Origin of the sequence: Nocardioides bizhenqiangii, from assembly GCF_034661235.1 — a bacterium.
GTDB lineage: Bacteria > Actinomycetota > Actinomycetes > Propionibacteriales > Nocardioidaceae > Nocardioides > Nocardioides bizhenqiangii.
This window is the reverse complement of record NZ_CP141059.1, coordinates 130,815-151,871: the sequence shown is the minus strand read 5'-3', so window position 1 is coordinate 151,871 and position 21,057 is coordinate 130,815. Positions and strand designations below refer to the sequence as shown.

21 protein-coding genes are annotated in these 21,057 nt (G+C 71.2%); 14 read left to right on the top strand and 7 right to left on the bottom strand.

What is annotated here, in order from left to right:
- Window positions 1–18 precede the first annotated feature (18 nt).
- Genes SHK19_RS00725 through SHK19_RS00710 form a run of 4 tightly spaced genes read left to right on the top strand, consistent with a single transcriptional unit; the run spans window position 19 to window position 3,599 of the window.
- Window positions 19–879, top strand: a complete 861-nt coding sequence (locus tag SHK19_RS00725) for a fructosamine kinase family protein (protein WP_322937572.1) — start codon at window positions 19–21, stop codon at window positions 877–879.
- A 56-nt stretch (window positions 880–935) separates the two neighbouring features.
- Window positions 936–1,643, top strand: coding sequence for a response regulator transcription factor (locus SHK19_RS00720; RefSeq protein WP_322454099.1), 708 nt, complete (start codon window positions 936–938; stop codon window positions 1,641–1,643).
- A complete protein-coding gene (locus SHK19_RS00715; RefSeq protein ID WP_322937571.1) occupies window positions 1,640–3,064 on the top strand; it encodes a sensor histidine kinase in 1,425 nt (474 codons plus the stop codon). The genes SHK19_RS00720 and SHK19_RS00715 overlap by 4 nt, the downstream gene beginning before the upstream one ends.
- Window positions 3,057–3,599: a hypothetical protein gene (locus tag SHK19_RS00710; protein ID WP_322454101.1), complete on the top strand. Its 543-nt coding sequence runs from the start codon at window positions 3,057–3,059 to the stop codon at window positions 3,597–3,599. The genes SHK19_RS00715 and SHK19_RS00710 overlap by 8 nt, the downstream gene beginning before the upstream one ends.
- Before the next feature lie 19 nt (window positions 3,600–3,618).
- On the opposite strand, the gene SHK19_RS00705 is transcribed toward SHK19_RS00710, so the two are convergent.
- From SHK19_RS00705 to SHK19_RS00695, 3 genes are read right to left on the bottom strand one after another with little or no spacing between them, the layout of a single operon-like run.
- The gene (locus SHK19_RS00705; protein WP_322937570.1) at window positions 3,619–4,899 is read right to left on the bottom strand and encodes an anthranilate synthase component I family protein; all 1,281 of its coding nucleotides are present in this window, start codon (window positions 4,897–4,899) and stop codon (window positions 3,619–3,621) included.
- On the bottom strand, window positions 4,896–5,465 hold the full coding sequence (locus tag SHK19_RS00700) for an anthranilate synthase component II (protein ID WP_322454103.1): 570 nt from the start codon (window positions 5,463–5,465) through the stop codon (window positions 4,896–4,898). The genes SHK19_RS00705 and SHK19_RS00700 overlap by 4 nt, the downstream gene beginning before the upstream one ends.
- 2 nt (window positions 5,466–5,467) lie before the next feature.
- Window positions 5,468–7,414 (bottom strand): anthranilate synthase family protein, encoded by a 1,947-nt coding sequence (locus tag SHK19_RS00695; RefSeq protein WP_322937569.1) that lies wholly within the window; start codon window positions 7,412–7,414, stop codon window positions 5,468–5,470.
- Between the two features lie 95 nt (window positions 7,415–7,509).
- Between SHK19_RS00695 and SHK19_RS00690 the strand changes: the two genes are divergently transcribed.
- The 4 genes from SHK19_RS00690 (at window position 7,510) to SHK19_RS00675 (ending at window position 11,510) form a co-directional block, all read left to right on the top strand.
- Entirely contained in the window at window positions 7,510–8,622 is a 1,113-nt protein-coding gene (locus SHK19_RS00690; RefSeq protein ID WP_322937568.1) for a carboxylate-amine ligase, read from the top strand.
- A 9-nt stretch (window positions 8,623–8,631) separates the two neighbouring features.
- On the top strand, window positions 8,632–9,060 hold the full coding sequence (locus SHK19_RS00685; protein ID WP_322937567.1) for a hypothetical protein: 429 nt from the start codon (window positions 8,632–8,634) through the stop codon (window positions 9,058–9,060).
- A 71-nt stretch (window positions 9,061–9,131) separates the two neighbouring features.
- Entirely contained in the window at window positions 9,132–9,434 is a 303-nt protein-coding gene (locus tag SHK19_RS00680; RefSeq protein ID WP_322454107.1) for a hypothetical protein, read from the top strand.
- A gap of 6 nt (window positions 9,435–9,440) precedes the next feature.
- Window positions 9,441–11,510 carry a WXG100 family type VII secretion target gene (locus tag SHK19_RS00675; protein ID WP_322937566.1) on the top strand — a complete coding sequence of 690 codons (2,070 nt, stop codon included), beginning with the start codon at window positions 9,441–9,443 and terminating at the stop codon, window positions 11,508–11,510.
- Between the two features lie 47 nt (window positions 11,511–11,557).
- On the opposite strand, the gene SHK19_RS00670 is transcribed toward SHK19_RS00675, so the two are convergent.
- The gene (locus tag SHK19_RS00670; protein ID WP_405030522.1) at window positions 11,558–13,339 is read right to left on the bottom strand and encodes a CHAT domain-containing protein; all 1,782 of its coding nucleotides are present in this window, start codon (window positions 13,337–13,339) and stop codon (window positions 11,558–11,560) included.
- On the opposite strand from SHK19_RS00670, the gene SHK19_RS00665 reads away from it, so the two are divergent.
- Both SHK19_RS00665 and SHK19_RS00660 read left to right on the top strand, forming a co-directional pair.
- Complete coding sequence (locus SHK19_RS00665) at window positions 13,247–13,825, top strand: hypothetical protein (protein WP_322937564.1); 579 nt, start codon at window positions 13,247–13,249, stop codon at window positions 13,823–13,825. The two genes, SHK19_RS00670 and SHK19_RS00665, sit on opposite strands and share 93 nt — an antisense overlap.
- Before the next feature lie 356 nt (window positions 13,826–14,181).
- Window positions 14,182–15,621 carry a S8 family peptidase gene (locus tag SHK19_RS00660; protein ID WP_322937563.1) on the top strand — a complete coding sequence of 480 codons (1,440 nt, stop codon included), beginning with the start codon at window positions 14,182–14,184 and terminating at the stop codon, window positions 15,619–15,621.
- A 7-nt stretch (window positions 15,622–15,628) separates the two neighbouring features.
- Here the strand turns inward: SHK19_RS00660 and SHK19_RS00655 are convergent, their stop codons facing one another.
- Window positions 15,629–16,087 (bottom strand): carboxypeptidase-like regulatory domain-containing protein, encoded by a 459-nt coding sequence (locus tag SHK19_RS00655; protein WP_322937562.1) that lies wholly within the window; start codon window positions 16,085–16,087, stop codon window positions 15,629–15,631.
- Window positions 16,087–16,674, bottom strand: a complete 588-nt coding sequence (locus SHK19_RS00650) for an RNA polymerase sigma factor (RefSeq protein WP_322937561.1) — start codon at window positions 16,672–16,674, stop codon at window positions 16,087–16,089. The genes SHK19_RS00655 and SHK19_RS00650 overlap by 1 nt, the downstream gene beginning before the upstream one ends.
- Before the next feature lie 195 nt (window positions 16,675–16,869).
- Here SHK19_RS00650 and SHK19_RS00645 point away from each other — a divergent pair, with 195 nt between their 5' ends.
- Window positions 16,870–17,247 carry a hypothetical protein gene (locus SHK19_RS00645; protein WP_322937560.1) on the top strand — a complete coding sequence of 126 codons (378 nt, stop codon included), beginning with the start codon at window positions 16,870–16,872 and terminating at the stop codon, window positions 17,245–17,247.
- Between the two features lie 38 nt (window positions 17,248–17,285).
- Window positions 17,286–17,510 carry a response regulator transcription factor gene (locus tag SHK19_RS00640; protein ID WP_322937559.1) on the top strand — a complete coding sequence of 75 codons (225 nt, stop codon included), beginning with the start codon at window positions 17,286–17,288 and terminating at the stop codon, window positions 17,508–17,510.
- Between the two features lie 14 nt (window positions 17,511–17,524).
- On the opposite strand, the gene SHK19_RS00635 is transcribed toward SHK19_RS00640, so the two are convergent.
- Window positions 17,525–19,741 carry a HelD family protein gene (locus SHK19_RS00635; protein ID WP_322937558.1) on the bottom strand — a complete coding sequence of 739 codons (2,217 nt, stop codon included), beginning with the start codon at window positions 19,739–19,741 and terminating at the stop codon, window positions 17,525–17,527.
- A 110-nt stretch (window positions 19,742–19,851) separates the two neighbouring features.
- Between SHK19_RS00635 and SHK19_RS00630 the strand changes: the two genes are divergently transcribed.
- Together SHK19_RS00630 and SHK19_RS00625 are read left to right on the top strand one after the other, a co-directional pair.
- Window positions 19,852–20,466, top strand: coding sequence for a hypothetical protein (locus SHK19_RS00630; protein ID WP_322454117.1), 615 nt, complete (start codon window positions 19,852–19,854; stop codon window positions 20,464–20,466).
- Window positions 20,467–20,487: 21 nt separating this feature from the next.
- Window positions 20,488–21,054 (top strand): hypothetical protein, encoded by a 567-nt coding sequence (locus SHK19_RS00625; RefSeq protein WP_322937557.1) that lies wholly within the window; start codon window positions 20,488–20,490, stop codon window positions 21,052–21,054.
- The last annotated feature ends 3 nt before the right edge of the window (window positions 21,055–21,057 follow it).

Below are 21,057 nucleotides of genomic sequence, written 5' to 3'. Positions count from 1 at the left end.
GGCCCAGGGGGACGAGAGATGACGCGGCAACCGGCTGTCGCCGGACGAGCAGAGCAGCTGCTCAGTTCGTCGGTCATCTCGACCGCGCCGGTGGCGGGTGGCGACGTCTCCAGCGCGGTGAAGTTGCGGCTGTCGAGCGGCCGGACCGCCTTCCTCAAGTCGCTGACCCAGGCCCCGCCGCAGTTCTTCGAGCGGGAGGCGGCCGGCCTGCGCTGGCTGGCCGAGGTCGACGACGGCGTCGCCACCCCCGACGTCCTCGCGGTCGACTCCGACTGCCTGATCCTCGGGTGGGTCGAGACCACCCGGCCAGGACAGGATGCGGCGTCGGCCTTCGGCCGGGCGCTCGCTCGTACCCATCTGGCCGGCGCACCGGAGTGGGGTGCCGACGCCGACGGCTACATCGGCCGGCTCCCGCTGGCCAACCAGCCGCTGCCCACCTGGGCGGAGTTCTACGTGGAGCGGCGGATCACGCCGTACCTGCGGGTCGCCCGCGACAAGGGCCTGGTCGCTGCCGCCGATGCGGACCTGATCGAACGCGCCGCCGCGCGGGTCGGCGAGGTCGTGCCCGACGAGCCGGCGGCGCGGCTGCACGGCGACCTCTGGAACGGCAACGTGCTGTGGGGCCAGGAGGACCGCGTGGTGGTCATCGACCCGGCGGCGTACGGCGGCCACCGCGAGGTCGATCTCGCGATGCTGACCCTCTTCGGGCTGCCGCAGCTGCCGCACGTGATGGCGGCGTACGACGAGGTCGCGCCGCTCGGCGACGACTGGCAGGAACGGCTCGGCATCCACCAGCTCTTCCCGCTGCTCGTGCACGCCTGCCTCTTCGGCGGCGGCTACGGCGCCCGCGCCGCCAAGATCGCCGCGCGCTATCTCTGACGCCACCGGAAGCGGCCTCTCAGCCACCGCTCAGCCGGATTGGGCATCATGGGGGCGTGTCCCAGCGTGTCCCGCACCTGCCCCGCGTCCTCGTCGTCGACGACGACCGTGCGGTGCGGGAGTCGCTCCGGCGCTCGCTGGAGTTCAACGGGTACGACGTCCACCTGGCCGGTGACGGCGCCGAGGCGCTCGCCGGCATCGGGGCGGTCGCGCCCGACGTGGTCGTGATGGACGTGATGATGCCGCGGCTGGACGGGCTCGACGCGACCCGGGCGCTGCGGGCGGCCGGCAACGACGTACCCATCCTGGTGCTCACCGCTCGCGACGCCGTCGGCGACCGGGTGGAGGGTCTCGATGCCGGTGCCGACGACTACCTGACCAAGCCGTTCGCGCTGCAGGAGCTGCTCGCCCGGCTCCGCGCGCTGCTGCGCCGGGTGGCGCCGCACACGGAGGGTGACGAGGAGGAGGTGCTCTCCTTCTCCGACCTCACCATGAACGTGACCACCCGCGAGGTCACCCGCGGCGATCGCGCCATCGAGCTGACCCGCACCGAGTTCACCCTGCTCGAGATGTTCCTGCGCCGGCCGCGACGGGTGCTGGACCGCAGCTTCATCCTCGAGGAGGTCTGGGGCTACGACTTCCCGACCACCGCCAACTCACTCGAGGTCTACGTCGGCTACCTGCGCCGCAAGACCGAGTCGGGCGACGAGCCGCGGCTGATCCACACGGTGCGCGGCGTGGGATACGTGCTGAAGGAATCGTGAGCGGGTTCTGGGCGGGGTCTGCCCTCGCGGTCGGACCGGGCCCGGACGGACGGTGGCACTACCGGCGCTCGCTCGCCAGCCGGGTGATCCTGCTGACGATGCTGACCGTCGGCCTGGCGGTCGCGTTCGTCGCCGTCGCCGCCTACGCCACCGCGCGGTTCCAGATGCAGCAGAGCCTCGACGCGTCTCTGTTGGAGCGCGCGCAGGACGCGGCGGGCGCGGACGAGCTGCTCCAGATCGGCGTCGGGGAGGAGGTCCCGTCCTGGGCGCTCGGAGCCGGCGACGTGCGGATCGCGTTCCTTCCCGCCGAGGGCAAGGGCCGGGTCCTCGACGACGGCCCCGACATCCTGCTCGGCCGGTCCGAGCTCGAGGTCGCGCAGGGAAAGCGCGAGTCCAGCATCCGCACGATCCGGATCGAGGGCGAGCGCTACCGGGTCGTCGCCGTGCCGACCGAGCACCGGCCGGACCTCGCCCTGGTGATCGCCCAGCCGCTCGAGGACCAGGACCGGATCCTGGCCCGGCTGGGCTGGGTGACGATCGCGTTCGGCGGCGTCGGCGTGCTCGCCGCCGGGCTCGCCGGCTGGCTGGTCGCCAGCAACGGCCTGCGGCCCGTGCGACGACTGACGACCGCGGTCGAGCGGATCGCCCGTACCGAGGACCTCCGCCGCCTCCCGGTCGAGGGCGACGACGAGGTCGCCCGGCTGGCGAACGCGTTCAACATGATGCTGACCGCCCTCGACGCGTCGCGGGTGCGCCAGCGGCAGCTGGTCGCCGATGCCAGCCACGAGCTGCGGACCCCGCTCACCTCGCTGCGGACCAACATCGACCTGCTCACCATGTCCGGCGGTGACGCGCCCTCGCTGCCTCCCGTGGCGAGGGAGGAGCTGATGGAGGACATCCGCGCCCAGATCGAGGAGCTGACCACCCTCATCGGCGACCTGACCGAGCTCGCCCGCGACGAGCCGGTGCCGCCCACCGTCGAGCCGGTCGACCTCGCCGACGTGGTCGACCATGCCGTCGAGCGGGTACGGCGTCGCGCCCCCGACGTCACCTTCGAGGTGTTCACCCGCCCCTGGTGGGTGGTCGGGGAGGCGCCCGCGCTCGAGCGCGCGGTCACCAACCTGCTCGACAACGCGGCCAAGTGGAGTCCCGACGGCGGCTTGGTGACCGTCCGGCTCAGCGACGGCGTCCTCACCGTCGACGACCAGGGCCCGGGCATCCCCGCGGAGGAGCGGGCGCGGATCTTCGATAGGTTCTGGCGGTCCGCCGACTCCCGCACGCTTCCCGGCTCCGGTCTCGGCCTGGCCATCGTCCGTCAGGTGGCCGAGCGTCATGCGGGTTCGGTGCAGGCGGCGGAGAACGTCGGCGGCGGCGCACGGCTGGTGCTCAAGCTGCCGGGAACGGAGAAGGTAGATGCGTGAGCCGCTGGCCGCGGTCGCCGTACTGGTGCTGCTCGCGGGATGCGGCGACGGCGAGGACGTCGGCGAGAAGCCCGACCTGCCCGACGAGACCCCCGCCCTCTGGAACCCGTGCGACGTGCTCGACGCGCGCTTCGTCGAGAAGAACTTCGGCACCGTCGCCGAGGAGAGCAACGGCGAGCCGACCCAGCCCGAGTGCCGGTTCGTGCCGGCCGAGGACGGCGAGCCGGCGGTCACCGTCAACTACCTGCTCTTCTCCGGCACGCTCGACGAAGCATGGGAGACGATGGACATCTCGCCCGATGCCAAGTCGACCTCACCCGACATCGAGGGTGCCGACGAAGCCCGGATCGTCGTCAACGCCGGCCGGAAGGACATCGGCGTCACCGGCTTCGTCGCGAACGGCGACCTGATCCAGAGCGTGAACGTCGTCGACCCCGCGCCGTACGACGAGCAGCAGATCATCCGCGGCGTCCGCGCCACCCTCACCGTTCTCTCGCAGCACGCGGTGGAGTCCGGCGTCGAGGACCCCGCCTGACAGGGCGCCCCGTTGGTGGCTACTCGTCGAGGGACAGGGCGCGCAGCAAGCGTTCCGCCTTCCACCGCGTCTCGGCGTACTCGTCGGCGACGTCGGAGTCGACGGTGATGCCGCCGCCGGTGCCGAGCAGGTAGCCGTCTCCAGCGGTGAGCAGAGAGCGGATCACGACCCCGAGGTCGGCGCGGCCGTCCCCGGAGACCCAGCCGAACGCGCCGGCGTACGCACCGCGGGGCGTCGCCTCGACGGCGTCGATGATCTCCATCGTCCGCAGCTTGGGCGCGCCGGTCATCGAGCCGGCGGGGAAGAGTGCGCGCAGCGCGCCGACCGTGGTCACGTCGTCGCGCATTCGGCCGCGCACCGTCGACACCAGTTGGTGCACCGAGGTGTAGGACTCGACCTCCATCAGGACCGGCACCTCCACGGTGCCGACCTCGCACACCTGCGACAGGTCGTTGCGGAGCAGGTCGACGATCATCAGGTTCTCCGCACGGAACTTCGGGTCCGTCGCCAGCCGCTCGCGGGCGGCCTCGTCCTCCGCGGGCGTGCTGCCGCGGGCCGTCGTGCCCTTGATCGGCTTGGTCTCGAGGAACCGGTCGGCGGTCACCAGCGCGTACCGCTCGGGCGAGGAGCTCAGCAGCCAGCCGTTCGCGTCCAGCCGGCCGGGCACGCTGTGCTGGAGGAAGCCCGCGTAGGGAGCGGGGTTGAGGCTGCGCAGCCGGAGGTACGCCGACGCGGGGTCGGTGTCACTCGCGACGCGGAGCCGGTGGGTCAGGTTCACCTCGTAGGAGTTGCCGGCATGCAGGTGCTCCTGGACGGCTGCGAAAGCGGCTTCGTAGTCGGCGGGGGGCCGCGTCGCTCGCCGAGCCTGTCGAGGCGCCTCGACAAGCTCGGCGAGCGTGACCGGGAGATCGGTGCGGGGCTCGTGTTCATACATCCGGATGTGTGACGGCCGCATCCAGATCGCATCGGGGAGGTCGGTGTCGGGGCGAGCGGGGAGGTCGGGGCGGGCGGCGTAGCCGAAGTAGCCGAACCACTGGTCCGACTCGGACCCCGCGTCCAGCTCCGCCTCGAGCACGACGAACGGGTCGTCGCCGACGACGACGCTGGTGCCGCCGGCGTGGCGGGTGACCTCACGCCGGGCGGCGTCGTAGGTCAACGAGACGTCGTCATCGTCGAGCCAGCCGATGATCGAGCGCTGCCGCGACCACTGGCGGGCACCGCCGCCGTCGAGCCAGACGCAGCGCGGGTACCCGGCCGCGATCTCGGTGAACGCCTCGACAGCGCCGACTCGGGAGCTCACGACGTCCCCAGGAAGTTCACGATCATCGCGGCGCCGTGCTCGGTGAGGATCGACTCGGGGTGGAACTGGACACCTTCTTGCGGCCGGTCGAGGTGCCGGACGCCCATCACCTCGGCACCGGTCGTGGCGGTCACCGTGAGCTCGTCGGGCATCCTCCGCGCGGCGAGCGAGTGGTAGCGCACGGCGGCGAAGTCCTGCGGCAGGCCGCGGAAGACGCCGGCGCCGTCGTGGTGGATCCGCGTCACCTGGCCGTGCGCCGGCACGGCACGGTCCACGATGCCGCCGTACGTCGTCACCATCCCCTGCATCCCGAGGCAGACCCCCAGCACCGGGCGACTCCCGTCGAGCAGCACCTCACGGCCCACCGAGAAGTCCCGCTGCTCCGCAGGGTGGCCGGGGCCCGGCGAGAGCACGACGTACTCGTGCCGCAGCACGTCCTCCGGCCCGCACTCGTCGTGCTGGACGACGGTCGGCAGCACGCCGGTCACGCCGGCGACGAGGTGGACGAGGTTCTGCGTGTACGAGTCGTGGTGGTCGACCACGACGACGTCAGGCGCCCTGGCCATTCTCAGCCATCAGGCAGCAGCACAGCGGAGACGAGGTCGTGGACGATGTCCCAGCCGCGCTCGGTCAGGATCGACTCCGCGTGGAACTGCACGCCGCGGTAGTGGGGTCCGGTCAAGGCGTTGACGTCGCCCGAGTCGCTGTCGCCCTCGACGGAGACGCCCGCTGGCAGCACGGTGTCGTCAGCGGCCCTCCCGACGAACGTGTTGTAGAAGCCCACCCGCTCCCGACGCCCGTTGACGACGACCTCCGACTGCGTGCCCTGGAAGACGATGTCCTTGTAGGTCAGCGGGATGCCGAGCTGGTGGCACAGCGCCTGGTGGCCGAGACAGACCGCGAGGAACGGCCGCTTCGTCTCCAGCAGCGAGGCCACCGCGTGCCGCAGCGACGCCATCTTGGGGTCCTGGCCGTCGCGCGGGTCGCCCGGGCCGGGCCCGACGATGACCAGGTCGTACCCGTCGAGGCAACCCGGCGCGTAGTCCTCGTGGCGTACGACGGCCGAGCTCATGCCCATCACCGCGAGCAGGTGCCGCAGCATGTTCACGAAGGCGTCCTCGCCGTCGAGGATCACGACGCTCTTGCCGGCCAGTCGCGGGTCGGGCGGCGTGCCGGCCTGGTCGGTCAGCCAGAAGCCGCTCAGCCGGCGGTTGCGGGCGTTGAGCGCGATCAGCACGTCCTCGTCGGCGGCGAGCGCGGCCAAGTCGACGCCGCCGACCCCGTGCTCGGGCGCCGGCGGCACCAGACCGAAGGCGGACAGGATGCCGCCCGCCTTGGCGTGGGTCTCGGCGACCTCGTAGGCCGGGTCGGAGTCGCGCACCAGCGTGGCACCGGCGGTCACCTTGAGCCGACCGTCGAGGTCGACGTCGGCGGTGCGGATCACGATCGGGCTGTCGATCACGGGCAGCCCCTCGTCGTCGCGACCGATCACCGCGAGCGCGGCGCCGTAGTAGCCGCGGCCCTCCGGCTCGTACTGCTTGATCAGCCGGCACGCGTTCTCCACCGGAGACCCGGTGACCGTCGCGGCGTACATCGTGTCCCGCAGGATCTCGCGTACGTCGCGCCGACTGCGGCCGGCGAGGAGGTACTCGGTGTGGATCAGGTGCGTCATCGGCTTGAGGAAGGGACCCAGCACCTGGCCGCCCTCATGGCAGATGTCGCACATCATCTTGAGCTCTTCGTCGACCACCATGAAGAGCTCGTAGATCTCCTTCTCGTCGCGCAGGAACTCCGCGAGACGGGTCTCGATCCGCCGGTCGTCGCCCTCCGGCGGACGCACCCGGAAGGTGCCGGAGATCGGGTTCATCCGGACGTCGCCGCCGTGCACGCTGACGTGCCGCTCGGGGCTGGCGCCCACCAGGTAGCGGTCGCCGGTGAAGAAGAGGAACGTCCAGTAGGCACCGCGCTCACGCGCGAGCAACCGGCGGAAGACGGCGAGCGCCTTGTCGGCGCCCCAGTCGGCGACGACCGCGCGGTAGTGGCGGCCGACGACCAGGTTGGCGCCCTCGCCCTGCCCGATCTCGTCCGTGATGATCTTCTCGACGACCTTGGCGTAGTCGGTGTCGTCGACGTCGAACCCACCCCGGTCCGCGAAGTCGATCCCGCCGTCGTCGATCGCCTCGATCACGTCGGCGACGGAGAACTCCCGCTCGGTCTCGACGTCGACCACCACGAGCGGCGTGCCGTCGTCGTGCGCGTCGAAGCCCCGCTCGGCCACCTGCCGGAAAGGTACGGCGACCAGCCGGTCGCACTGCCGGCCCGGCGGTGGCGGGCCCTCCTCGAGCGGGATGTCCATGATCGAGTCGGCGACCCAGCGCCGACCACCGAGCACGCCGACGGTGTCGCGGTCACCCGCTCGAGTGGAACGCCGGATGATGGCCCACGCCTCGTGCCCCTGGATGGCCGCGATGGCTTCCCGGGCTGAGGTGGTGGGCCCACCTGACGACTGCGTCATGACCGAAGCCTATGCGGCGGCGCGACGGCAGCGCCGTCGGAATACGAGGCGCGGACGCCCGGCTCAGAAGTCGCCGCGGGGGGTACTCCGTAGTCGTGAAGCCGCGGACCATCGGAGTCGAAGAGGAGTTCCTGCTCGTCGATCCTGCGACCCGGAAGGTGTCGCCGGTCTCCCAGCACGTGCTGCAACGGGCCCACGGCGAGCAGCCGGCCACGTCGGACGAGGACCTCGACAAGGAGCTGTTCCGCCACCAGCTCGAGACGCGCACGCCGCCGGACAAGGACCTCGGAGAGCTGCGGGAGCACCTGGTGCGGCAACGGCGCGCTGCCGGGGAGGCGGCAGAGCTGGCCGGCGTCGCCACGATCGCGTCGGGGACCAGCCCGGTGGCGAGTGGTGAGCCCCGGGTGACCAGGGTCGACCGCTACCTGACGATGCTGGAGACCTACGGCGAGATCGCCCGCGTGGCCGGCATCTGCGGCATGCACGTGCACGTCGAGGTCGACTCCGAGGAGCAGGGGGTGGCCGTGATCGACCGGCTCTCACCGTGGCTGCCGGTGGTGCTCGCGATCAGCGCGAACTCGCCGTACGTCGAGGGACGGGACACCGGCTACCACTCTTGGCGGTCCCGGGTGTGGGCGCAGTGGCCGAGCGCGGGCCCGGCGGAGCAGTTCGGCTCGCTGGCGGCGTACCGCGAGGTGAGCGGGCAGCTGATCGCTTCCGGCGCCGCCCTGGATCGCGGAATGATCTACTTCGACGCCCGGCTGTCCGAAGCCAACCCGACGGTGGAGGTGCGCACCTCCGACGTGTGCACCGACCCCGACGATGCGGTCCTGATCGCTGCTCTGGTGCGAGGTCTGGTGATGCGGGCCGCGGACAGCGACGTGGACGGGTCCGAGCCGGTCTGGCGCGCCGAGCTGCTGCGCGCCGCGCACTGGCGGGCGGCCCGGTACGGCCTGTCCAACCGGCTCCTGAGCCCGATCACCGCTGAACCCGTGCCGGCGCGCGAGGTGCTGGCGCTGCTCTTCGCCACCGTGCGCGACCAGCTCGAGGCCTGCGGGGACGTCGACCTCGTCAGCGACGGACTGGAACGCGTCCTCGCCGGAGGCGGCGCCAGTCGCCAGCACGCGGCGTACGAACGCAGCGGTGGCGACCTCGCCGCCGTCGTCGACGACCTCGTCGTCCGCACCAACGCCTGCTGGCATACCTGAGAGGAAGAGATGGGACCCGACGACGAGCACACCCGTCCGGACGGCGTCGACGACCTCACGGTCGAGGCGCTCGGCAACATCTCCGAGGCGCTCGAAGCCGTCGAGATCGCCCGCGGCCACCTCTACACGTTCCACCGGCTGTCCGGCACTGCCGACTTCACGCTCGGCAAGGGCGTGCAGCAGCTGCGCGAGGCCGGCCACGACGAGCTGGCGGACCGGTTCGAGAAGGAGCTGGTCGGCCGCAACGTGCTGGAGGGACGCTGGACCTTCCAGATCGTCGAGGAGTACGACGACGGCTACTACTCGCTCTTCAAGTCACTGGAGCAGGTGGCGAGGGACACCCTCGTCGAGGGCCGGCGCCACCTCTACGAGGCCGAGCTGAAGGAGGACCGTCGTACCCACGACCGACCCGGCCACGAGGCGCGGCCCGACGTTTGAGGTGGCCCGCGGCGGGATAGGTGAACCCGGTCAGATTGTTGGCCGACCGGATCGGGACGGAGGAACAACGCGTGGTCATCCGAATGAGCCCCGAGGTGGCAGCCCAGGTGGAGGACCGCTTCGACAACCTCGCGCAGGACTTCTTCAACCTCAGCGACCTGGTCGTGACCGCCCGCCACCAGCTCGACGGGGCATGCGGTGACTTCTCCTCCGACATGCAGGGCTACACGCAGACCTTCGAGTCCGGTTGGTCCCAGACGTTCGACATCGCGTCCGAGTGCGCCGGCCTCATCGCCGGCAACACCAACCAGGTCATGGTGGACCTGCAGAAGGTCGACCGCGACGCCTCCCACCAGACCGCCATCACGATCTGACGCGCCGTGGCCGACCACTACACCTTGAACCTCGACCCGCAGCAGCTGCGGAACGTCGCGAAGTTCCTCGGCGAGGCCGAAGCCCATGTGCGCTCCAAGGGTCAGCAGGTCGCCGGCACACCCGGCGAGATCGGCGGCCAGTGGACCGGGGAGGCCGCAACCGCGATCAAGGCCGAGATGGGTGCGCTCGGTGGGGTGATGACCGGGGGCGACGGCAGCTTCTCGGTCGGCCTCGGGGACGCGCAGCAGGCGCTGACCACCCTCGCCGGGCACTTCGACACCGCGCAGGAGGAGCTCGCCGCGCTCAACACTCGTTGGAGCACCGCCCAGTCGGACTACGACGACGCGCCCATCGGCGACCACGACCCCGACGGCGGAGGCGAGACCGCCGGCGAGCGGCGCGACCGCTTGCAAGGCTCGGCCGACGCCGACTTCGAGGAGCTCAAGACCTGGTGCCGCGAGCGGGTGAAGGAGTGCGGTGAGACCATCGCCCTGTCGTCGCCTATCAGCTACTACGGCTACAACGGCTCGACCCTCAGCTACGGGACCAACCCCGACACGCTGTTGCCGCTCCTGACCCTGACCGACCAGCGCCACGACCTGCTCCAGCAGCAGGAGCAGAGCCGGCAGGAGGGCAAGCGCGACGCCGAGCACCTCCAGGAGCTGCTGAATGGGCGCGAGGCGTACGACAGCGACGAGCTCCGCGAGTTCATGGCGAGCATCGCCGAGCACGCCGACGACCCCGACTACGCGGCTGCGTTCGTCAGAGCGGGTGGCAGCAAGCTGCTCAAGGACGCCTACGACGCCGCGGCCAACGACCTCGCGGTCCAGGGTGGCGGCCTCCTCAGCCAGGAGGACTGGGAGGGACCGCTGCAGGCGCTCAACGACGTCTATGCCGCGGGCCTGGAGGTAGTGGACGGGACCACCCTCGGGAAGATCACCGCCGACCTCGGATCGGCCAAGTACATCGGGATCCTGACCGCGATCACCGGCTCCGACTACGCCGGGCCGCGCACCAACTCCGCCGTGCTGCCCTACGCCCACTACCTCGGCGACCAGATCCCCGGCGGCTCGACGTGGGACATGACCCGGTGGATGAGCCAGCTCGCCAACGGCGAGAAGTCGGTCGACGAGATCATCCAGGGCTACCGCGACAACATGCTCGACCCGAAGGACCTCGCCGTCCTGGTCAACGAGATGGACTCCGCCTCCCGGGACCGGTGGATCTCCGAGCTGCTCAGCGACGGCGGCGACCCCTACGACGAGCAGGTCACGAGGAACTGGAACGAGATCCTGCCCGGCCTGCTCGACGCCGCCCGCGACGAGGAGGCGCTGGGCGCGCTCGGGGCGCTGCTCGGCCAGCTCGACAGCCGGCCGCCGCCGGCGGACGCGACGTACGACCTGGGGAAGTTCTTCACCGACCCGAAGACGATCGACCTGCTCGCGCAGTATCCCGAGTCGCTCGACGACTACCAGGACGACATCGCGTCGCTGTTCGGGAAGTACGTCGGGAAGAAGGAGGTCAACCAGCTCCTCAAGGACATGATCGCGCGGGACCTCCAAGGGGAGGGCGGCATCGAGGCCTCGGCCAAGCACATCGGCTACATCCTCGGCCTCGCCGAGGCCGCGCACGTCGACTACAACGTCGGTGAGCTGGTCAAGCCGATCGCGGGCCAGATCAGGTCCGAGCTCCAGGGACAGCTCGCCGAGCTGATCAAGACGGGGGGCACGACCGCAGCCAAGACGATCCCCGTGCTCAACGTCGCGATCGCCGCGCTCGACGCCATCGTCGCGGAGGCCGGGAAGGACGACGCGGCCCGGAAGAAGTTCGAGGAGGGCTGGAAGGACGAGGACCTCCACCAGACCATGGCCTGGCTGCTCTACCTCCAGCGCAACGGCGCTCCCGATTCCTACGAGCGGTGGAAGGAGCAGGCCAACGTTGCCGCCAACGACCCGCTGCTCGAGCCGTCGCAGTACATGGGCTGGCTCTCCAACCAGCCGGAGGGGTCTCCGGAGTACGAGCTCTGGCTCGAGCTCAACGACCTCTCCGGGCGGATCGGAGACGCCCACAAGTGACGCCGACGAGACCGGCCCCACCGCGGTGACGCGACGGCGGCGCTGACTCACACGCCCAGCGCGACGAACGCCGCCGCGGTGCCGGCGGCGACCGGATCGTCGGCCGCGGCCCGCCGTACGGCGAGCAGTGCGGCTGCCGGATCGGCTCCCGCAGCGAGCCCGTCGTGGAGGCCGACCATCAGGTCGGCGGTCGCGGCGTCGTTGACCTCGCCGACGCTGGAGACCAGGCCGGCGGTGCCGATCGAGAACAGCGCGGCGGCCAGGCCGAGCAGCTCCTGGGCGCCGACCGGGGCGAGCACGCCGGACTCGCAGGCGGAGAGGACGACCCGGTAGGGCGCCGTTCGCAGCCGCTCGAGGTCGTGCACGGTCAGCGGACCGTCGGCCAGGTCGAGTGCGGAGAAGAGCGGGCTGTCGGCGCGGAACCGGCCGTGGGTCGCGAGGTGCGCCAGGTCGGCACCGTCGAGAGCGTCGAGCACCGCACCGAGGGTGGCGTGCGGGCCGTCGAGGAGCACGGCGCCGGGGTGGCGCTGCGCGAGGACCGGCACCTCCGCCCCGCCGGACTCGAGCTCCGGTCCGGCGACGAGGACGGTGCGCTGCGGGTCCGGCCGCTCCGCGTTCGTGGCGCGCAACCACTGACCTGCTGAGGGCACGATGGCGAACGGCCGGTCGTGGAGCGCAGGGAGGAGCGACCAGGCCAGGCCGTGGAGGCGGGCGGTGGGCGCCAGGGTGACCGGGCCGTCCGGGATGAGGCGGACCGCGTCGCCGAGGATCGCCTCCTGCAGGCGGCGGCCGATGTCGGCCGTGTCGGCCGGCCGTCCGCGGGCGGCGCGCCGCAGCAGCATCGCGGCGGGAGCGAGCAGGTCGGCGACCTCAGTCGTGGAGCCCGCGACCTTCCGCCGTACCCGGCCGTTGTGGACGACCAGGACGTGGAGCGTGCCGTCGACATCGACCAGCTCGACCAGGCACCCGTCGCCGACCCCCGCCACGATGTCCTCGACCGCCGCGGGCCGCTGGGGATCGGTGCCCGCCGCCGACTGCGTGTGGTGCTCGGTGCGCACCGCCCTTTCCAGGCGCAGCCGCTCCTTCTCGAGCTCCTCGGTCGGCTCCCCCGCCTGCCGCGCCTCGGCCAGCCGCCGTCCGTTGTCACGGAGGGCCGCGAGGGAGGCCGGGATGGTCGCCGCGTCGGAGGTCGCCGGCGGCTGGGCGAGCGCGGTGGCTCTGGTGCGCTCGCTCCACCGAAGCAGGGTGCGGGGGTCGTGGGCGGCATGTCGGAGCGCGATCTCGGTGAGCTCGCGGCCGTGCGTTGTCGCAAGTGCGCGAAGCTCGGAGCTGCCCATCAGGCGTCGGTGCTCGTCGATCGCATCGAGGCCGGCGGCGCAGGCCCGGAGGACGCCGGCCCGGTCCTGGCACTCCTCGCACGCGAGCGCGCCGGCTAGATGTGCGCTCGCCCGGACGAGACCGTTCGCGCGGGTTCGGTATGACATCGCCCGCCGCAACAGCGGCACGCGATCGTCCCGTTGCGCGACCCGACCAGCCAGCGTCAGCGCGAGTGGCGCCTCGTCTGCTCCCTGTGCGTCGAGCTTGTCGGCGATATCGGCTATGTCGTGACCAGGTCGACCCGACCGCGCAGCCAGCGCACGTGCCACTAACAACCGTGCGCGGAGCCTGTGCCACTCGCGCCGCTGCGCCCGGAATTCGTCTCTGGCCCGGCGGGCGGTCGCGAGTGCCTCATCAGGATGGCCGGCGGCGAGCAACGCCTCCGCCAGGGTCAGACGCAGCTCGGCCGTCTTTGCTCGCGCCTGCGAGTCTTCGGACAGCGCCTCCCTCATCATCACGACCGCCTCCTCGGCGAGGCCAGCCGCACGCATCGCCGACACCCGCAACTCGGCGAGCTCGGGTCGCACGGGCACACCTGCGCGCGTCGCGCCGTCCACAGCGAGCCCATACCACCGAAGCGCAGAGGCGAGGTCGCCACGGAATGCGGCGATCTCGCCTCGATTGCCCACCGCGTCGAGCGCTTCAACTGCCGCACCCTCACCGCGAAAGAGGCGCTCTGCGAGCTCGATGCTGTGCTCAGCCTCGCTCGCCAGCCCGAGACGCAGCGCGACATGCGCGAGGTTGACCAGGGTCCGCGCCTCCCACACCGGATCACCGGCCGCACGAACGCGGGCCAGGGATCGATGAAGGCTCGTCCGGGCGTCGGCAAAGCCTCCGGAGTATCCCTGCCCCATCGCCTGCAGCATCAGGGCCTTGGCCGCTACGCGATGAGAAGCAGCTTCGGCACCGACCGCTTTCGCGAGGTGACTCAAGCCTGATCTTGTCCGCCCTCCGAACACCAGGGTGATGCCGAGAGTGGAACGGACGTCACAAATCCGATCGAGCGATCGAGCACGCGTGGCCTCGGCCAACCCCCGTCGCAGGACCGCTACGGACTCGTCGAGACGTCCAGCTTCGCGAAAGACAATGCCCAGGCACTGGAGGGCCCACGATCGCGTGATGGAGTCGTCGGACGTGTCCAGGAGCGCCTCCGCGAGGCGGCTCGCCTCATCCGGATCATCGAAGGCCAGCTCCAACAGGTGCTGCATCGCCGCCTCGAGTTGCATCTGGGGGGTTATCCCTGTTTACGACCACCTTCGAGCGGCACTACGTTAGCGCCCGCACCGAGGTACTGGTGCGCCTCGATCCCGCCGTCCGAGGAGTTACCGTGAGCGACAGCAAGAAGTCTCCGATCCTCTCGGTCAGCATGATGCGCCGGGTTCTCCTCCAACTCCGGTTGCGGCTGCCGTGGATCCCGTCGCCCGCCCCGGACCCAACCCCAGCCGACCTCGATCGGGAGCGGTTGCGGATCCAGATCGACGTCATCCGACGGGCGTTTCGCGAGAGTGGCGACGTCGCGGCTGGCGACAACGGCCGACCTCCTCGCCGACCGAAGGACGACGGCGACGCCGCCTTCCTCTTCCGACCTGGCCATGCGCTCGTTGCGGACGACAGATTCGACGAGCTCGATAGGTTCTTCGGCGACCGTCAACACACCTACGAGGGCACCATCGGTCGTGCCCGCGATTCTGTCGGCGGCCTCGCGCTGGTGACCCTGCCCGCGCGGCGAGACGACGACGATGTCGTCCTGGCGACGCTCGACGACATCGACGACACCCTCGGTCGTGGCGTCGCGACTCCCGACCACGTGTTGTACGTGACGCTGTGGGGTAGGGCGTGCCCCGCGACCGAACCTGAAGAACCGCGAGCTACGGACCCGTTCCCGCCGCTTTCGCCTGACACGGCGGCGGGGCGCGGGATCAACGTGTCCGTCGTCGACACGGGATGGTGGAAGGCTGCTGGCGACCCGGGGAGTGCGACCCCATGGCTGTCCGGAGTCGTCGCTGACCCCAGCGACGAGGAGATCGTCAACCAAGCGGCGATCCACGAGTACGCCGGCCATGGCACCTTCGTCTCCGGGGTCGTCCGGTGCATGGCGCCAGGCTCCCGAGTCGAGGTCGAGGGTTTCCTGACCCAGGGCGGCGCCATCTACGAGTCCGACATCTTCAAGCAGCTCAACCAGGCGCTGACCGACGGCGACCGACCGCACGTCATCAGCATCTCCGCCGGCACCCATACGAGGTGGAGCATCCCGCTGCTGAGCTTCGAGCTGCTGGCCCGGATCCACCAGTTCGACGACCCCGAGCGGCCGATCCTCGTCGTCGCCGCAGCGGGCAACGATTCCAGCGACGAGGAGTTCTATCCTGCCGCATTCGACTGGGTTGTCGGAGTCGGATCGGTTGACGCTGACGGCAAGCGCTCCGACTTCTCCAACTACGGGGACTGGGTCAACATCTATGCTCGCGGCCGCGACCTGGTGAACGCGTTTCCCAACGGCACCTACTCCTGCCACTACCCCGAGAACATCGACAAGGTGAGCGGACCGGACATCCGGCATTTCAAGGGGATCGCTCGGTGGAGCGGCACCTCGTTCTCCACGCCGATCGTCAGTGGCCTCATCGCCGCGCACATGACCGCCACCGGCAACAAGGTCGACGCGCGGGCAGCGTACGCCGACCTCACCAAGAACCCCCAGACGGGGCCAGGTGGCGAGCCGATCATCGGCCCGCTCTGACCCCCGTTCAGATCGTCGCCCAGGGCGTGGTCAGCGACCACCCGGCCCGGGCCACGACGAACCGCACCGACCCCGGCTGCACACCGTCGAACCGGAAGAACCCGGAGGCGTCGGCCTCCACGGTGCGGTCGTCGGCGTCGGGGCGCTGCAGCGTGACCGTGGCAGGGGCGGCGTCACCCTCGTGCTCGTCGATGACCTCGCCGAGCACGGACTCGCCGTCGATCTCGACCTCGAGGGTCACCGCGGCGCGGCGGAAGGAGAGCATGCGGGGGCCGTCGGCGCCGGAGCGGACGGCGGCGCCGGCGTCGAGGGCGGAGTCGTGCAGCAGCTCGGCGAGCTCGGCGTCGACGGTGCGCCAGGTGAACGCGGCCTTGGCCGCGGCGCGACGTCGGTCGGAGACGGCGGCCTCCTCCTCGACCGCAGCGGCCAGCTCGGCCATCAGCTCGTCGTCGTCACGTTCAGACATCACACGACACCTCCCACCGGGTCGGGTCCGAGGCCGCGCAGGGCACGGGTCCTCCGCAGCTGCTCGAGCGCTCGCGCCCGGGTCGGACCGATGCTGCCGATCGGGATGCCGAGCCGGGCACTGATCTCCTCGTAGCCGAGGGGTGGGTCGGTGAGCAGGAGCAGCAGCAGGTCGCGGCGGCCGGCGGGCAGCTCGGCGAGAGCCTCGCGCAGCGCCTGCCGGCGTTCGGCGGCGAGCATCTCGTCGTCCACCGCCCCGGCGGAGTCGGCGTCCGGGAAGCTCCCACCCTCCTGCGGATCGACGACCTGGACGCGGCCGCGAGCGGCGAGCACGCGGAGGCACTCGTTGCGCGCCGTGGTGCGGATCCACCCGGGGAGGGCGTCCGGCTCACGCAGCGCGCCGAGGTGCTCGACGAGGCGCAGCCACACCGTCTGGCTGACGTCGTCGCCGTCGGCGTCGGACAGCCGGTGCCGACGGATGATCGCTCCCACCAGCGGTAGAAAGCGGTCGACGATCGCATCCCAGGCAACTTGCTCTCCCTCCCGCGCCGCGTGGACGAGAGTCGCGAGCGGATCAGTCGTGTCCACACCCGACCTCCTCTGGCTGCATGGCCTGTCGGGTGCATCGTCCCGCATGGAGGAGTGTCGGGACAGCCTCCTGATACATCCACGACCCGGGTAAATGTTCAGAACTTCGTGTATCAGGAGGATCGGCCGGCTCCTCCTCCTTCCGTGAACCGCAGCGGTGACTCCCCACCGCGACTCCCCGGAAGGAACCCTCAGATGACCTGGCAAGAGACCCACAACCGGACCCGCATCATCCGCGAGGTCGAGGCGGCCGCCGCCGTCGACATGACCGGCGCGCTGCCCTGGCGCGAGGAGTGGGCGCCGTTCTTCGGCAGCCCGGAGGGCCTGCTCACGGCGCTCCGCTCCCGCTGGAACAGGATGTGCGAGGCCCAGCTCGACGTGCGCAGCACCGGCGAGGACGCCTTCGTCGACACCCTCGCCGAGCTCCGTCGCACCCACGCGGGCATCCTCGCGATCCTCCGCAAGGCCAGCGAGACCGAGGCCGGCGCCAAGGTCCTCGCGCTCACCGGCGCACCGGTGGCGCAGACGTCGCGCAAGAGCCGGCGGTTCCGGGGCGGGCCGGTCTTCTCGTGACCTTGACCATCTCGGAAGCTCGGCACCACGAAGTGCCCGTGCGGCAGCTCGACCGTCTCTCCCGGCGGGAGCTCCAAGTGCTCCGGCTGATCGCCCGCGGGTTCTCGAACGCGGCGATCGCAGCCGAGCTCTACCTCGCCGGGAAGACGGTCGAGACCGTGTGCTCGAGCATCTTCCGCAAGCTGGACCTGTACCCGTCCGACCACGTCAACCGGCGGGTGCTTGCCGTCCTCGTGCTGCTGCGCGAGGACGGCGCGCTCTAGACGAGCAAGTCCGCTCAGCCGATCGTCGTCAGCAGCTGCGTCGCCCGCGTGAGGACGACGTAGAGCGTCGATCGACCGGTCGCCGACTCGGCCTCGATCTCGTCCGGGGAGACCACGACGATGCCGTCGAACTCGAGGCCCTTCGTGTCGAGGCCGGTCAGCACGACGACCCGGTCGTCACCCGATGGCGGCACCGACGAGTCGATGGCCGCGCGGGCGCCGCGCGCGTCGTCGGCGAGCTCGGGCCACGATGCCAGCCAGGCGTTGACCTCCGACCGACGGGCGGCAGGGACCACGATGCCGACGGTGCCGGCCACCTTGCTCGCGGTGCCGACCACGGCCTCCCGGGTCGCGGCTTCCAGGTCGCCGACACCGGTGACGACCTCCGGCGCGACGCCGGTACGGCGGACCGCGTCCGGCAGGTCGGCACGGAGGCCGACCCGCGCGGCGTACGCCGCGGCGAAGTCGTAGATCTCGGCAGAGTTGCGGTAGTTCGTCGACAGGTGGAAGTCGTGCACCGGCTTGCCCTCGAGCACCGACGCACGCGCGGCAGCCGCCTCGTCGGGCGCCGGCCACGACGACTGGGCAAGGTCGCCGACGATCGTCCACGACGCGGCGCGGCCGCGGCGGCCGACCATCTGCCACTGCATCGGCGTCAGGTCCTGGGCCTCGTCGATGAGCACGTGCGCGAAGCCGTCGTCCTCGATGCTGTGGGTCGGCGGGGCCCACGCCCGTCCGGTCGGCGCGTACTCACGGTCGGCGGCCGTCATCAGCTCCTGGATGTCGACGCCGCCCTCGATCAGCTCCATCGGGTCGTCACGCTCGTCGTCCGCCTTCTGGGGCACGTCCCCGAGCGCGTAGCGGAGCTCGTCGAGCAACGGGACGTCCTCGATCGAGAGGTCCCCGGTCTGCGGTGTCGGGGTACTGCCGCTCCAGGACTTCAGCAGCAGCCGCTGCTCCTCCGTCGAGAGCACGCCCTCGGCCACCCGGGCGAGGAACTCCGGGTCGCGCAGCCAGCCCAGCACGGTGGGCGCGTCGAGCGGCGGCCACCAGTTGAGCGCGAAGTCCAGGAAGTCGTCGCGGGAGAGCATGTCGTCGTCGAACTTCTCCCGACCCTGCTCCCGCCCACGCTCGCCGCGCACCTGCTTCCACATCGCGTCGAGGAGCGCGGCGGAGACCCGCGGCAACTGCTTGTTGCGGCGGCCCTGCGACATCAGGCTCCGCCGGACCCGGCCGAGCGCACCCCGGTCGAGGGTGATCCGGTCGTCTCGCCAGAAGACGCGGAACTCGGTGGGGCTACCGGGGGCCTGCTGTCGGGCGGCGCGCCGCAACAGCTCGGCCATCCGCGCGGAGCCCTTGACGTCGGCCACCGCGGGCTCGTCGTGGCGCGTCGCGCGATAGCCGTCGACCACCTCGCCGAGCGAGCGCAGCGCGACCGCGGTCTCGCCGAGAGACGGCAGCACCCGCTCGATGTAGCGCATGAAGACACCCGAGGGACCGACGATGAGGACGCCGCCGGACTCGTAGCGACGGCGGTCGTTGTAAAGGAGGTACGCCGCGCGGTGCAGCGCCACGACCGTCTTGCCGGTGCCCGGTCCTCCGGAGATCGACACGACGCCCTTGCCCGGCGCGCGGATCGCCTTGTCCTGCTCGGCCTGGATGGTCGCGACGATCGAGTGCATCGACCGGTCCCGCGCGCGCGACAGCTGCGCCATCAGCGCGCCCTCGCCGACGATCGGCAGCTCGCGCCCGGTCGCCTCCGCCTCGGAGAGGGCCTCGGCGTCGAGCAGCTCGTCCTCGACGCCCACCACCCGCGGGCCGGTGCAGCGCAGCACCCGCCGCCGGATCACGTCCTGCGGCTCGGCAGCGGTGGCCTGGTAGAAGACCGCGGCGGCCGGGGCGCGCCAGTCGATGATGAGCGAGTCGCGGTCCTCGTCACGCAGGCCGATCCGGCCGACGTACCGCGGTTGCGCGTCGACCGCCGCGGTCATGTCGAGGCGCCCGAAGACCAGGCCCTCGTGGGCGGCGTCGAGCTGCGCGATCCGCTTCGCGGCCTGGAAGACCATGGCGTCGCGCTCCACGAGACCACCCTCGTGGCCGAGCCGCCCCCGGGAGTGGCCCTCCTTGGCGAGCTGCTGGGCGGCCAGTCCGGCGCGCTCGAGCTGCTGGTAGACCCGATCCACGAACGCCTGCTCGGACGCGACCTCGCGATCGACCAGCTGATCTGCCACCGACGATGCCCCCGCTGTGTTCGCTACCGAGTCCAAGACGTTGCCCCTCAGGAGCAACAACTTCCCAACTCTACACACCGTGGTCGGCGAACTCGGTCCACACTGTCGTCATGACGATCTCACCGCGTGGCCGGCGCGGACGTCCCTCGGCGGCCGTAGGCGTGCTGCTGACGGTTGCCCTGCTCCTCACCGCGACATCTCCGGCGGCCGCCGAACAGCAGCGAACCCGCGACGACCGGCGGGACGTCGTCCACGCTGTTTTCCGGAACACGGGAGCTCCGACAACAGAGCCGCGGCCTCGCAACCACGCGCAGGACGTCGTCAGCATCGCGGTGAGGTACGGCGGCGGTCGGGTGCGGCTCGCTCTGACCGTCCGCGACCTCCCCCTCCGCGACTTCTGGGTCTTCTGGCGGGTCCGCACGGCGACGGCTACCTGGTCGGTGGGCTACATCCACGAGTCACGCAGGCCCGAGGCCTTCTTCGAGCGGACCGACGGCGAGGGCCGCCAGGACTGTGCCGGGCTCCGCGCCCGACGGGTCGACGACGCCGAGCGGGTGGTGATGACGTTCCCCCGCCGCTGCATCGGTCCACGGGAATGGATCCGCACCGGCGGGTCGGCGTTTCGCGCGCTCAACAACGGCACACTCCTCGTCGACGACGCCCGGCTCGACGGGAACATCCTGCGCCAGGGTCCGGCGTTCGGGCCCCGGATCGCCTACAACTGATCGGGTCGAGAAGGAGGCGTCATGCGACCTCTCACCGCGCTCCTCGCCGCGCTGCTCACCGCCGTGCTCACAGCGGCGCCCGCCGACGCGGGCCGACAGACCACGACGGACGCCGCGCGCGACGTCTACCGCGTCCCCGCGAGCGGCACGCCCGCGCTGGCGCCCGCGAACCGGAACCACGACATCGTGCGCGCGGGGACGGTTCATCGCGGCCGGACCTCGACACTGTGGTTGAAGGTCCGGAGCCTCCCGCGCACCGGTTACGTAGCGACGTGGGACGTCAAGACCCCGAACCACCGGTGGGCGCTGCACCACGACCGGCGGGCCGGGACGGTCTACACCTCGCTCTTCCTCTTCCACGGACCCGAGGTGCTCGACTGCAGCGGCCTCCGCGGCAAGGCACTGCCGCGCCAGGAACGCGTGGTCGTGACGGTGCCACGGGCCTGTATCGGCCGGCCGAGGTGGATCCGGTTCGGAGCGTCGATGGGCCGCGAGACCGAGCAGGTCCACTTCATCGACGACGCCCGGATCGACGCGGGGTTCCGCTCCGACCGTTGCCGGCTGGGGCCGCGGGTGCGGCACAACTGACGG

Coding starts and splice junctions, on each gene's coding strand:
- SHK19_RS00725 (WP_322937572.1), top strand. CDS start 19: ATGACGCGGCAACCGGCTGTCGCCGGACGAGCAGAGCAGCTGCTCAGT.
- SHK19_RS00710 (WP_322454101.1), top strand. CDS start 3,057: ATGCGTGAGCCGCTGGCCGCGGTCGCCGTACTGGTGCTGCTCGCGGGA.
- SHK19_RS00700 (WP_322454103.1), bottom strand. CDS start 5,465: ATGGCCAGGGCGCCTGACGTCGTCGTGGTCGACCACCACGACTCGTAC.
- SHK19_RS00695 (WP_322937569.1), bottom strand. CDS start 7,414: ATGACGCAGTCGTCAGGTGGGCCCACCACCTCAGCCCGGGAAGCCATC.
- SHK19_RS00685 (WP_322937567.1), top strand. CDS start 8,632: ATGGGACCCGACGACGAGCACACCCGTCCGGACGGCGTCGACGACCTC.
- SHK19_RS00665 (WP_322937564.1), top strand. CDS start 13,247: ATGGCCGGCGGCGAGCAACGCCTCCGCCAGGGTCAGACGCAGCTCGGC.
- SHK19_RS00670 (WP_405030522.1), bottom strand. CDS start 13,339: ATGAGGGAGGCGCTGTCCGAAGACTCGCAGGCGCGAGCAAAGACGGCC.
- SHK19_RS00655 (WP_322937562.1), bottom strand. CDS start 16,087: ATGTCTGAACGTGACGACGACGAGCTGATGGCCGAGCTGGCCGCTGCG.
- SHK19_RS00645 (WP_322937560.1), top strand. CDS start 16,870: ATGACCTGGCAAGAGACCCACAACCGGACCCGCATCATCCGCGAGGTC.
- SHK19_RS00630 (WP_322454117.1), top strand. CDS start 19,852: ATGACGATCTCACCGCGTGGCCGGCGCGGACGTCCCTCGGCGGCCGTA.
- SHK19_RS00625 (WP_322937557.1), top strand. CDS start 20,488: ATGCGACCTCTCACCGCGCTCCTCGCCGCGCTGCTCACCGCCGTGCTC.